This is a genomic window from Paenibacillus sp. MZ03-122A, assembly GCF_024213325.1.
GTDB lineage: Bacteria > Bacillota > Bacilli > Paenibacillales > Paenibacillaceae > Paenibacillus > Paenibacillus polymyxa_B.
On sequence record NZ_JANAVI010000004.1, the window covers coordinates 423,205 to 435,645 of the forward strand.

Genomic DNA, 12,441 nt, shown 5'->3' on the forward strand with positions numbered 1-12,441 from the left:
TTTGATATACATAGGCAGGGAATTCCAACTCTTACGTCAAATAGATTTAGGGAGAATATGTCACCACATATATTGGCAAGAGGAAGATGGACAACGAAGTCCGGAAGGATGAAGTTACGGGAATGTTGCGACTTAAGCTTCGATTGATACTGAAAAATAAACAGACAAGATTGATTCTACTGCTCACTCTGTGCGTGTCGCTTGTAATTAGCGTGATCGGCTTGCTATCGTATTCACGATACCGTGAAGGTTTGGATACCGAGCTGAACACACCCAATATAGAATTGCTGCAAATCAATCTGGATGTGACCAATCGGGCTTTTCGTGAGTCTGATAACAAGGCGCTGGACGCAGCATATCATCCAGACGTAGAGGCCTTTGTACGTGTCCAAACAGATGGGGAATCGCTGGAAGACAAGGCCTCCGTCATAGATCGGCTTCACAAATACTTGAAAACCCTTTCTTCGCACGAAGAAATTTACTCGGTTGAAGTTATTTCTTTGGACAATCATGCTCTCGTATCCAGCAATTATGGTTACAGGCCTGATTGGAAGCAGGCACCGGATACCACATGGGTTCCCTGGATTCAGGATATTGAAAAAAAGCCGTTGTTGATTAAGCGGCGTTGGTACGGCACCGATCGTGAGCAGGGGGCGGTAGAGCTGCTTTCGCTGGTCAGGCCCATAGTAGAGAATGGTCAGGTCATGGGTGCGGTGCTAATCAATCTGGATTATGACCGTTTTTTCTCCAAACTCTATATTCATTTATCCAACTCGCAATACGTGTATGATCTGGAGGGCGAGTTGATCTATCCCAAGCTGAGATCGTCCTTACCCTTAAATGATATGGGCAGGATTTTAAAAGAACTGGATGTGAGTCCCTATGCTTATGTGGAGATAGAGGACATGGAATATATGGCGAACCAAACCTTTTCTGATGTAACGGGCTGGCGTCTAGTATCGCTCGTTCCGATGGACAAGCTGCTGAAAAATGTAAAGCTGGCGCGCAATATGATGCTGTGGCTGGCCTTTATCTCCATACTGGCTGGGTGCTCAGCAGTTTACTATTATAATTATGCAGCTTTTCGTCCCATGAAAAAAATTAATAGCCTATTGAATTCGGGCAATAAAGGAACGCGCCAAGGAGGATTGTATGACCTGGAACCTGTGATTAGCAAACTGGTTGGAGAGTTTCACCGCAAATCATTGGTGGTAGAGCGAAGCCTGCCGGAGCTGCGTTCCAAATATATGGAAGATGTCATCCAGCGTAGAATGGGCATACAGGAAATGCGTATGAAATGGGAACAGTATTTTTCCGATTGGGACGGCCATTCTTTGTTTGTCATGATCGTGTCCATTGACCGGTATTCTGCGTGGGCCGCAAGCTTTCCAGAAGAAGATAAAATGCTGCTCAAGTATGCGCTGAACAATATTTTGCTAGAGATGCTCGAACCTCACTGGAAAGCAGTATGCTCGCCGGAGGAGGAAAGTGGTTTTATTGTGCTGTTACAGTTCAGCGAGAGTTCGAATGAAGTTGGTACAGAGACTGACCTCCAAGAGAGCATTTTGCTTCACAAAAACGTGGATAGGCTGATTCAGGTTGTCGGTGAGTATCTTCCTTTGACTATTTCTATAGGGATTGGTCATATGGTCACGGATATTCGAGAGGCACGGGCGTCTTTTATAAAAGGAAAAGAGGCCCTTAATTTGCGTTTGTATGAGGGGTATGGACGTTCATATACGAATATAGACAGCAGTATAAGTGTGAAAAAGGATAATACGGTGGATGAACAGTCAAAGGAGCAGATTCAGGATTCAACATTGCTGGACAATCGGCGTGTGGAAATGATTCGTGCCCTGGAGTCGCAGGAACCTGGTTCAAGTGTAAAGCTAATCAGCCACTGGGTAGAAGAACTTCGACTTCACAGAACATCCCCAGCCCAGGTCTACTTGTTTGTTCATGAATTGCTGGAAGATTTGCTAAAATGGTGTGCCACTCAGAGTGTGACGCCGCCGGATCAGCTTGCTGATTACCACTGGAATCAGATTCTGACGCTAGACCTTCATGACATGGAGGTATTGCTGGTCATTATGTTGACTGATATTGAAGAAAAATGGAATGGACGCATCCAGTCCAAAGATTTTGTGCGTGTACAAGAGATGATCGAGTATATGGAGCATCATTTACATTTGAACATCGGGCTTCAGGAAATTGCGGATCATGTTCACATGAGCGTGTCCTCAGTGAGCAGCATGTTCAAGGAAGAAACGGGGACCACCGTTTACGATTATTTGACTGGACTACGCGTAAAAAAGGCATGCACATTACTATGTGAAACCCATTTGAAAATCGGTGAAATTGCAGAACAGGTCGGATACCGAAATGAGAACAGCTTTATCCGGGTATTCCGCAAGCACAAACAAGTGACCCCAGGGAAATTCAGACAAATCAGCAAATCTTCCAATGAATATGCAGATCGGTCAAAAGGTCGATACTTTGGCGAAATAGAAGATAAATACGAAGATTAAGCGATAGCTGTAGCCCTCCACGTTGCGGTACATTGACTTCATGTAAACGCAAACAACAAGACCAAAAACGTTGGAGGTGAAAACGGGCGCATGACGGGCCCAGTTCATTTTTGGAGAAGAGGAAACGTAATGAAGAAAAAGCCATGGCAAAAATATGTGCTGGTTGCGGCGGGAGTAGCTATGCTTTCTGCCTTGAGTATCAGTGAATATGTGGATCACCACACCTTGCAGGATCACAGCCGTATATTTCCTACGAAGCCAATAACACTCGTCGTTCCTTACGCAGCCGGAGGCGGTACGGATATTACCGCGAGAGCGTTGGCGAAAGCCGCCGAAAAGCATCTCGGTCAGCCGATCATCGTCGTTAATCGAACGGGAGGAGGCGGTTCTGTCGGGCTGATGGAAGGGGCTGAGGCGCAGACGGACGGTTATACCGTAACGTATCTGGTCGCTGAGCTGACTACGTTGCCTCATTTGGGACTGCTACCGCTCACCTATGAGCGATTTAAGCCGCTGCTTCAAACCAATATGGACCCTTCCGCCATTACGGTCCGGGCGGATGCACCATGGAAGACAGCGGAGGCATTTCTGGAGGATGCTGGGGCTCATCCCGGCAAGCTCAAAATGGGGAATGCAGGCACAGGGAGCATATGGCACCTTGCTGCCGCGATGCTGGAGCAGAAAAGCGGAGTTCGCTTTACCCATATCCCTTATGAGGGAGCAGGCCCAGCCGTCTCCGCTTTAATGAGCGGATTTGTGGATGCTGTACCCGTCAGTCCCGCAGAAGTGAAGAAATACGTGGACGAAAGGAAACTTCGCATACTGGCGATCCAGGCAGACACTATTTCGGAAGCGTTTCCAAAAGTGCCGACACTACAGCAAGCCACTGGGCTACGTGTACATTTTATCGGCACTTGGAGAGGGCTGGCTGTACCCAAGGATACACCGGATGAAGTTGCTCAAACGCTGACGGATGCACTGATCAAGGGGACGAAAGACGAGGAATTCAGGGAGGAAATGCGTAAGCATGGGTTGGGATTGCGTGTCCAGGATGCAGAGGCATTCGCGCGGCAACTGAAGGAGAGTCACGATACCTTCGCGAGACTGATTCCCGAGCTCGGCTTGAGCCGCAAGTAACACGGCCTTGTTTTTGCATTGGCAAAAACGAAAGGGTTGAACGAAGTTATGAAAATCAAACAAAACATTGATAAAATTCCAGGGGGCATTATGCTGGTGCCGCTGTTTATTGGCGCGCTTTTTCATACATTTACTCCATGGGCAGGCGACTATTTTGGATCTTTTACCAAGGGGCTGATGACAGGTACGGTACCCATCTTGGCAGTGTGGTTTTTTTGTATGGGTGCTTCTATAGATGTGCGAGCGACGGGTACTGTATTGCGTAAATCAGGAACGCTCGTATTGACTAAAATCGCGGTCGCGTGGGTAGTGGCGATCATTGCATCCAGATTGCTGCCTGTTGGTGGTATAGAAAGTGGGCTATTTGCAGGTTTGTCGGTGCTGGCGCTGATCTCGGCTATGGATATGACGAACGGCGGGTTATACGCCTCTATTATGCAGCAGTATGGCTCGAAGGAAGAGGCAGGAGCATTTGTACTGATGTCACTGGAATCGGGTCCGTTGGTGACCATGATTATTTTGGGTAGCACCGGGCTGGCCGTTTTTGAACCGCAGACCTTTGTGGGGGCGGTATTACCATTTTTGGTCGGATTTATGTTGGGCAATCTGGATCATGATTTCCGAAAATATTTTGGGAACGCAACGCAAGCTTTGATTCCGTTTTTCGGTTTTGCACTTGGTTGTTCCATTGACCTGAGTGTCATTGTCCAGACAGGTATGCTTGGTATTTTATTGGGTATTTTTGTCATTATCGTTACAGGTATTCCGCTGATTTTGGCTGATAAATATATCGGTGGTGGCAACGGTACAGCAGGGATTGCAGCCTCCAGTACAGCAGGTGCAGCAGTAGCCAATCCAGTCATTGTCGCCAACATCAAGCCTGAGTTTCTGCCTGTAGCGCAATCTGCAACGGCCTTAGTTGCTGCTTCGGTCATTGTGACCTCGATTTTAGTACCTATTCTGACAGCATACTGGGCCAATTATATGAAACGTAAGGGGAAATCCCAAGGAGTAGGACCTGTAAAACCAGGGGCGAATGTGCCTAAATAAAGTTTGGATGATGATGGCTCGCCTTATGGACCTTTCCATTACCCGGGAAATGCTTTTACAGTTATACCTTTAATCCTAACATTACAAAACTTGTCCTAAAACGCTTCTGCAAACATACATATGTAAGCAGAGGAGCGTGATGGGATTGGAAAACAAGGTGCGTCGCTACTACCAGTTAAAGCAAAAGCAAAAAGAAATTGAAGGTGAACTGACTGATTTACGTAATGACATTACCGCACATTGTGCACAGCAGGAAGTATCAGATTGGGAAATTGGCAACTACCGAGTCAAGATTATACAGCAGCACCGCAAGGAATACGATCATACAAAGCTGTATGATTCACTGCCTGATCCGCAGCTATGGCGCTTGTTTTCCAAGCCGGATACGTCGAAGATTGCCAGTTTGCTTAAGCTCAAGGTCATCGCAGAGGAGCAAATAAAAGATGCCATTTCTCTTAAAACGGTGACGCTATTGCAGGTGGATAAAAAATAAATAAAAAGAGCTGCCCCCGTTTTCGGAGCCAGCTCTTTTTATTGTCTGTTGTTACTAGTCTTCCACCTTCACGCTCTATGAGCTATTTATCAGACAAACTTTTTCCCACTCCTTTGAGAAAATGAATGCCAAATCCCATTGCCCGGTTTACATCTGGATTATTCATCGCCTTCATAAGATCGCGCAGACGAGTCTTTTTATTCTGCTTTAGATGTTTATCGGCTTCGTTCAGGCCATTAGTAACGCTTTTTGCCAGCTTTTTCATCAGCTCGGGGTCTACCTCAGACAGCATTCCTGCTGCTCCCATGAGATTATTAATGATGTTCGTCACAGGCTTACGCGTCGCTTGTCCTACAGCGATTTTGGCGATGCTTTCTTTAGCCTTCAGCATAGACTGAGCTGCTTCGAGAAGACCACTATCGTGCAGTTCACGTACGATTTCAAGTGTCTTCTGCAATGCCGCCCCATTGTCCGCCAGATCAGCAGTAAGCTGATCCAGCGATTGTTTTTGCCGTTCTTCTTCTGTCAAAATGCGTTTTCTCACAATTGAAATAGGCTTAGCCACGGCTTGACCTCCTTATTTTTGATCCACTAAATCGACGTAACCGGGACGATTCCACTTACGGTCCACTTCAACCCCATTTTGCGGATGACGCTTTTTGTAACGCGGATTGATACGTGGTAGTGGATTTTGACCGTCTACCTCCAAAATTTGCATCCGTACTTTGGCTTGTTTATAGGCCGGTGTACGGGTGACCACATCGAACGCTCCACCAGTTAACAGATTGACCGCACCATCATGGCTGGTAGAGTGCATCGGCACATAAATTTCAGTTCCCTGCACCCGGTCTGTAACCAGAACGCGTAGCTTGACCGCACCATAAGGGGATTCCAATCGAACCAGCGATCCATTATGGATTCCGCGCTCTTCAGCCAATTCAGGGGACACTTCTACAAATACTTTTGGAAGTTTGAGCTGAATACCCGCTGATTTGGTCGTCATATTTCCTTCATGAAACTGTTCGAGCAGTCGACCATTATTTAAGGTCAGATCGAATTCAACGGGGTACTCTTTCGGTGGCACATATTCGAAAAGTCCCAAACGCGCTTTTTTATCCGGAAAGTTAAAGCCGTTGGTGTGCAGTAGCGGTGTATTGCTACCATCCGGCGATCCCCAGTGGAAGCTGTTCCAGCCTTCCAATACATCATAATTACATTGGGAGAAAAATGGAGTGAGCGACGCCATTTCCTCAAAAATTTCACTTGGATGGCTGTAATCCCAATCAAATCCCATGTACTTGGCAAATTGGCTGAAAATCCACCAATCCGGTTTACTGTCTCCCATAGGGCGGAGTGCTTCATATAAACGCTGGACACGACGTTCGGTGTTCGTAAAGGTTCCGTCTTTTTCGAGTGAAGGTACGGCTGGCAAAATGACATCGGCGAATTCAGCTGTTTTGCTCAGAAATACATCCTGAACGACAAGGAAATCCAAATTCGCCAGCATTTCTTGGGTATGGTTGGAGTCGGCATCCACCCATGCCATCTCTTCTCCAGCGATATACATCGCTTTGAGCCTACCTGTTTCAATAGCTTCCAGCATCTGAATGTTGTCTAGTCCGCGTTGACCTGGAATTTGTACGCCATAGGCCGCTTCGAACTTGGCACGAACGACATCGTTCGTCACGGGCTGATAGCCCGGGAAAATATCCGGCATTGTACCCATATCGGCAGCACCCTGAACATTGTTATGTCCGCGAAGCGGATATGCGCCTGCACCCGGACGCATAAAGTTTCCAGTCACCAGCAGTAGGTTGGCAATTGCAATCGAAGTGTAAGAGCCTGCGATGTTTTGCGTCACACCCATGCCCCAGCAAATGGCAGTGCCGTCGGCTTCGTGAATCATAGTCGCTACCTGAATCAGTGTCTCTTTGGAAATACCAGTTTCCTGTTCGGCAAATTCCAGGGTGAAACGATCTAGCAACTTCAAATATTCAGGATAGAAGTTTACATGCTCTTCAATGAATTTTACATCATGCCAGTTTTGCTCAATGATGTATTTGGCTACAGCGGATAACCATACATAATCCGTACCTTGCTTCGGACGAATGAACAGATCTGCGCGTTCTGCCATTTCATGCTTGCGCAGGTCGACCGAGATCAACTTTTGACCGTGCAGCTTATGCGCACGTTTGATACGAGTAGCCAACACTGGATGTCCTTCTCCCGGCGCGCAACCGACCAGCATGACCAAACCTGCTTTGGCAATGTCTTTAATCGTACCGCTGTCCCCACCGATGCCTCCGGTGTATTGCAGCCCCCATGACGCAGGAGATTGGCAATACCGTGAGCAATTATCGACGTTATTCGTTTGGAAGACCTGACGAGCCAACTTTTGCATCAAATAGTTTTCTTCATTGGTAAATTTGGACGAAGAAATAAAGCCGAGTGCCTCACCGCCGTAAGTTTCTTGAATAGCTCCCATTTTGCTGGCCATCAGGCTCAAGGCTTCTTCCCAGGTAGCTTCCACAAATTCGTCACCTTGACGAATTAAAGGGGAGGTCAAACGCTGATCGCTGTTCACAAAATCCCAGCCAAATTTCCCTTTTACGCATGTTGAGATACCGTTAACAGGTCCCTCAGAGGTAGGTTGTACCTTCAAAATTTTGCGGCCTTTGGTCCAAACCTCAAAGCTGCAACCTACACCGCAAAACGTACAGACGGTTTTCGTTTTTTTCGTACGGGTTTCACGCATTGCTGCTTCGACTTCGGAAATAGCAAAAATCCCACTATAGCCCGGCTCCACTTCCTTTATTAAATCCACCATCGGATTTAATAAATCCTTGTTCATGCCACTCATGAAGCCTGCTTCTCCCAGCATAGATTTCTCCATCAAGGCATTGCATGGGCAGACGGTTACACACTGACCGCAGCTGACGCAGGAGGAATCGTTAATTGCAACCCTGTCATCCCATATGACGCGAGGGCGTTCCGCTTCCCAGTCAAGGGACAGCGTTTCATTGACCTGAAGGTTTTGGCATACCTCTACGCATTGGCCGCATGCAATACATTGATTGGGGTCATATCGATAGAAGGGATGAGACATATCTACTTCTGTCGGGTCAACTTTCGGTTGATACGGATATTTTTGATGTTCAATCTCCATAAGCTCTGCTGTATTATGCAAAGTACAATTACCGTTGTTGTTATCGCACACTGTGCAGTAGAGGAGATGATTTTCTAGCAATCGGTCCATAGCCTCGGTTTGAGCTGCTTTCGCGCGATCCGAGTGTAAATGAATATTCATTCCATCCGAAGCCAGTGTTGAGCAGGAACGCATAAGTTTTCCGTCCACTTCCACGATACATGTGTCACAGGTGCGGATCGGATCGACTTCGGGAACGTAACACAGCTGGGGATGGGCGATGTTGTTTTCGTTAATCACTTCAAGAATCGTTGCGCTGTTCTTCGTTTTCAGTTCCTGTCCGTTTAATGTAATTTTGATCGTACTATCAGTCACGGTTCAGGCTCCTTTCAGATTTTAAATTTAAAAATTAGGAATAAAAAAACTCCACCATAAACACAAGTGCTCGTGTTCCAGCACTTGTGTTTATGGTGGAGTAGTGACCAAGCTCTAGGTCCTGGAGGCCAATCCGCCATTTGAATATGTAATAATAACAAACAGTACGCACCGTCTGTATATCAATAACTTCTGAATAACTTAGATATGTCATTTTCTGCATGTCATCTCGTGTAACTATAACGTAAAATTTAAGATAGTTCAACGGTACATTATTAATTTTTTAATTGATAATGATTATCGTTTGAGAAATCGAAAAATCATTGACAAACGTTCCAGGATTGCTAACAATAGGAATGTAATCTATTTCAGAGCAATCGTAAATGGAGTGTGCGTGGGAACCGCGTATATTTTATTTGTCGCAGCGCTTGTTAGTTTGATTTTTCTATATCACATGAAGTGGGATTCGTAAAATCCTGATGTAGATAAATTAACCGGCATTTAGCAGATTCTTCGATATTCATAAGCGAAGAAGTTGTTGTGATGCCGGTTTTTTGGTTCAGTATAAAATGAATGGAAATGCCGTTCCAATTTAGAGTGTAAAGAGTTTTATTAATGAAGACGGATTGAGGTGAACAGGATGGCGAACCGGAGCGACGATCAATGGAATCGTCCGTTACGGGACTTAAGAATATCCGTCATAGACCGATGTAATTTTCGGTGCCGATATTGTATGCCGGAAGAAATATTTGGCCATGACTATCCGTTTTTGCCAAAAGAAAAAATATTGACCTTTGAGGAAATTACGCGCCTTTCCCGTATTTTTGTCTCGCTGGGCGTTACGAAGTTGCGTATTACTGGTGGTGAGCCGTTGCTGAGGAAAAATTTGTCCTTGCTTATTCATTCGTTAACTCAACTCGATGGCGTTGAAGATATTGCAATGACGACAAACGGCGTATTTTTGCCTAAATATGCTGTAGCACTGCGAGAGGCGGGACTGAAAAGAGTGACGGTTAGTCTGGATTCGCTCGATGATGATCGGTTCCGCCAAATGAACGGGGGCAGAAGCAGTGTAAAGGCGGTGCTGGATGGTATTGAGGCTGCCGCTCAAGCAGGGATGCAGGTGAAAATAAATATGGTCGTGCAAAAGGGCTTTAACGATCAGGATATTGTTCCTATGGCTGACTATTTCCAAAAGAAAAAGCATATTTTACGTTTTGTTGAGTTTATGGATGTAGGCAACACCAATGGCTGGAAATTGGATCAGGTCGTTTCCAAGCAGCAGATCATCGAAGCCATTCATGAGCATATGCCGTTAGAGCCTGTTCCACCCCAGTACAAAGGTGAGGTGGCGACGCGCTACAGGTATCAGGACAGAGACGGGGAAATCGGCATTATTTCGTCTGTTACGGACGCCTTCTGCTCCACATGTACACGAGCGAGAATTTCTGCTGAAGGCTCCTTGTACACGTGCCTGTTTGCCTCTCAAGGGTACAAGCTTCGCGCGATGCTGCGTTCCGAACAGTCTGATGACGAGATTAGAGCTTACATTGAGCGTGTTTGGAGAGAACGTACCGACCGCTATTCAGAGGAACGGCTGAATCATACACAGCAAGCAACGTCTAAAATTGAAATGTCACACATCGGCGGGTGAGCCGAAGAGCCCGCCTGTCAGAAACAAGGGAGTGGAGCACATGGAAAAGCCAGCTGAGGTAAAACGTGAGATTCTACGTTATCGTGACGGTCAGATCAAGCGTTTTGAAGACACTGTGGTGACGGAGCATCCGGTGACCATCAAAATCAATCAGCAGGAATTTGCTACCATGGTTTGTACACCAGAGTATGTGGAGGATATGGCAGTAGGCTTTTTGGCCTCTGAAGGCGTCATTCAACGGTACGATGATATTGAAGATATTTGGGTTCAGGAAAAAGAAGGTTTTGTTCATATTAAAACCCGTCGAATGAATGAGTTTTATCAAAACTTTCATTCCAAACGGTACATTACCTCCTGCTGCGGAAAAAGCAGACAGGGCTTTTATTTTATGAATGATGCCAAAGTAGCAAAAAGAATGAATGATACCCATGTCACGCTGTCTTTTGACGATTGTTTCCGCTTGATGAATTTAATGCAAAGCTCGGCACTTACGTTCCAAGAGACCGGTGGTGTTCATAATGCAGCGTTGTGCGATAAAGACGGGATGATCCTGTCCAGAATAGATATCGGCCGACACAATGCGCTGGATAAAATCTATGGGCATTGCCTAAAACATGATATTGTATTACAAGACAAAATCATAGTATTCAGCGGACGCATTTCGTCTGAAATTTTGTTGAAGGTTGCGAAGATTGGCTGTGAAGTTGTGTTGTCCAAGTCAGCTCCCACAGAGCTTGCACTTGAGTTAGCTGAGGATCTGGGAATTACAACCGTCGGCTTTATACGCAGTCATTCTCTGAATGTATATACGCATACCGAGCGGATTGATGAACTGGTTGAATCTAAAATATAATATACAAATCCTCATTGTACACCGTCATAGTTAACCAGCATGGAATAAAACCTTTCGGGGTATTCATTCATGTTGGTTTTTCTTGGTACATATGTGGTGGACAGTCACTGTACTGAAAAGGAGGGGATGTTAAATGAACTATCATATTCAAGTATTTGCCGGACTTGCGGAACAGATGGGAGGGCCTATAATCACGGTGCCTACTGATCAAGAAACGATGAGCGTTGCCGCGTTAAAAGACTTGCTATCCGAGTGTTTCCCTGAAGCAGCAGCCCAGTTGCAGGGTTCTTTTGTTGCCAGAAATCAAGCCTACGCCGCTTCTGAGGACCTCATAAGTATCCATGATGAGATAGCGATTATTCCTCCGGTTTCAGGAGGGTGAATTCTATTAATAGAATAAATGAATTCGATAGAATAGGTGCAAGGGGGCAGATCATATGCAATACCGTATTCAGCTATTCGCAGGTATGGCGGAGCAACTTGGTGATGTGATCACGGTAGAACTTTCACAGGAAGCAGTGACCATTGCAGACATTCGAAAAAGGCTGAATGAGCTGTACCCGGAAGTGACTTCACAACTGCCAGGTTCTTTTTTTACCCATCATAAAAATTTGGCTTCTCCAGATGAACTTGTGCTTCCATCAGATGCAATTGCTCTCCATCAGTCAGCACCCGGGATGGAGACGGTCGTTTCAAAATGTGGCTTATTTGCTATTACGTACGACCCGATTGATGCCGATGAAGTAACCTCAAAGGTGCTCGACCCTTCTCATGGCGCCTCGCTGACCTTCAATGGTACGACTCGGGAATTTACGCAAGGTCAGCGAACGGTGCTGCTAGAATATGAGGCGTATGTCCCGATGGCCATGAACACGATGAAGCAGATTGGTGACGAAATTGCAGAGCGTTGGCCTTCTACACGTACTGCAATTACACATCGGCTTGGTACGGTAAGAATTGGAGAGACGAGTGTGGTGATTGCTGTCTCTGCTGCACACCGTGATACTTGCTACGAAGCCAGCCGCCATGCCATTGAACGGTTAAAGCAAATCGTACCGATTTGGAAAAAGGAAGTGTGGGAGGACGGCTCAGAATGGAAGGGGCATCAGCTGGGTGGCTGGAACCCTCAAAATACTCCAAAGCTTTCGCATAAGGGCGAGGACATTTGAACTTTTAGCTTGTCTGATCAACTTGTAGCTATCAATG

At 46.1% G+C, this 12,441-nt stretch carries 10 protein-coding genes; 8 read left to right on the plus strand and 2 right to left on the minus strand.

The features are described from left to right. The first annotated feature begins 86 nt into the window (after positions 1-86). The 4 genes from NLX74_RS11970 (at position 87) to NLX74_RS11985 (ending at position 5,208) form a co-directional block, all read left to right on the plus strand. Positions 87-2,528, plus strand: a complete 2,442-nt coding sequence (locus NLX74_RS11970; RefSeq protein ID WP_254328847.1) for an AraC family transcriptional regulator — start codon at positions 87-89, stop codon at positions 2,526-2,528. Positions 2,529-2,657: 129 nt separating this feature from the next. After that, positions 2,658-3,665, plus strand: coding sequence for a tripartite tricarboxylate transporter substrate binding protein (locus NLX74_RS11975; RefSeq protein WP_254328848.1), 1,008 nt, complete (start codon positions 2,658-2,660; stop codon positions 3,663-3,665). A 48-nt stretch (positions 3,666-3,713) separates the two neighbouring features. Then, positions 3,714-4,715 carry a 2-keto-3-deoxygluconate transporter gene (kdgT, locus tag NLX74_RS11980; protein ID WP_254328849.1) on the plus strand — a complete coding sequence of 334 codons (1,002 nt, stop codon included), beginning with the start codon at positions 3,714-3,716 and terminating at the stop codon, positions 4,713-4,715. A gap of 139 nt (positions 4,716-4,854) precedes the next feature. Next, the gene (locus NLX74_RS11985) at positions 4,855-5,208 is read left to right on the plus strand and encodes a hypothetical protein (RefSeq protein WP_235309238.1); all 354 of its coding nucleotides are present in this window, start codon (positions 4,855-4,857) and stop codon (positions 5,206-5,208) included. An 82-nt stretch (positions 5,209-5,290) separates the two neighbouring features. On the opposite strand, the gene NLX74_RS11990 is transcribed toward NLX74_RS11985, so the two are convergent. Both NLX74_RS11990 and fdhF read right to left on the minus strand, forming a co-directional pair. Continuing rightward, positions 5,291-5,773 carry a helical membrane plugin domain-containing protein gene (locus tag NLX74_RS11990; RefSeq protein WP_254328850.1) on the minus strand — a complete coding sequence of 161 codons (483 nt, stop codon included), beginning with the start codon at positions 5,771-5,773 and terminating at the stop codon, positions 5,291-5,293. 12 nt (positions 5,774-5,785) lie between these two features. Further along, positions 5,786-8,728 (minus strand): formate dehydrogenase subunit alpha, encoded by a 2,943-nt coding sequence (fdhF, locus tag NLX74_RS11995; RefSeq protein ID WP_254328851.1) that lies wholly within the window; start codon positions 8,726-8,728, stop codon positions 5,786-5,788. A gap of 640 nt (positions 8,729-9,368) precedes the next feature. Between fdhF and moaA the strand changes: the two genes are divergently transcribed. From moaA to NLX74_RS12015, 4 genes are all read left to right on the plus strand, one after another. Then, positions 9,369-10,382, plus strand: coding sequence for a GTP 3',8-cyclase MoaA (moaA, locus tag NLX74_RS12000; protein WP_069290051.1), 1,014 nt, complete (start codon positions 9,369-9,371; stop codon positions 10,380-10,382). Between the two features lie 40 nt (positions 10,383-10,422). Beyond that, a complete protein-coding gene (gene fdhD / locus NLX74_RS12005; RefSeq protein ID WP_165178516.1) occupies positions 10,423-11,235 on the plus strand; it encodes a formate dehydrogenase accessory sulfurtransferase FdhD in 813 nt (270 codons plus the stop codon). A gap of 133 nt (positions 11,236-11,368) precedes the next feature. Then, positions 11,369-11,617 (plus strand): MoaD/ThiS family protein, encoded by a 249-nt coding sequence (locus NLX74_RS12010; protein WP_254328852.1) that lies wholly within the window; start codon positions 11,369-11,371, stop codon positions 11,615-11,617. A gap of 55 nt (positions 11,618-11,672) precedes the next feature. Continuing rightward, a complete protein-coding gene (locus NLX74_RS12015; RefSeq protein ID WP_302058564.1) occupies positions 11,673-12,404 on the plus strand; it encodes a molybdenum cofactor biosynthesis protein in 732 nt (243 codons plus the stop codon). The last annotated feature ends 37 nt before the right edge of the window (positions 12,405-12,441 follow it).

Bases quoted from the DNA above. Each gene is read 5' to 3' on its own strand.
- NLX74_RS11975 (WP_254328848.1), top strand. From the start codon at position 2,658: ATGAAGAAAAAGCCATGGCAAAAATATGTGCTGGTTGCGGCGGGAGTA.
- NLX74_RS11970 (WP_254328847.1), top strand. From the start codon at position 87: ATGGACAACGAAGTCCGGAAGGATGAAGTTACGGGAATGTTGCGACTT.
- NLX74_RS11985 (WP_235309238.1), top strand. From the start codon at position 4,855: ATGGGATTGGAAAACAAGGTGCGTCGCTACTACCAGTTAAAGCAAAAG.
- NLX74_RS12010 (WP_254328852.1), top strand. From the start codon at position 11,369: ATGAACTATCATATTCAAGTATTTGCCGGACTTGCGGAACAGATGGGA.
- NLX74_RS12015 (WP_302058564.1), top strand. From the start codon at position 11,673: ATGCAATACCGTATTCAGCTATTCGCAGGTATGGCGGAGCAACTTGGT.
- fdhD (WP_165178516.1), top strand. From the start codon at position 10,423: ATGGAAAAGCCAGCTGAGGTAAAACGTGAGATTCTACGTTATCGTGAC.
- moaA (WP_069290051.1), top strand. From the start codon at position 9,369: ATGGCGAACCGGAGCGACGATCAATGGAATCGTCCGTTACGGGACTTA.
- kdgT (WP_254328849.1), top strand. From the start codon at position 3,714: ATGAAAATCAAACAAAACATTGATAAAATTCCAGGGGGCATTATGCTG.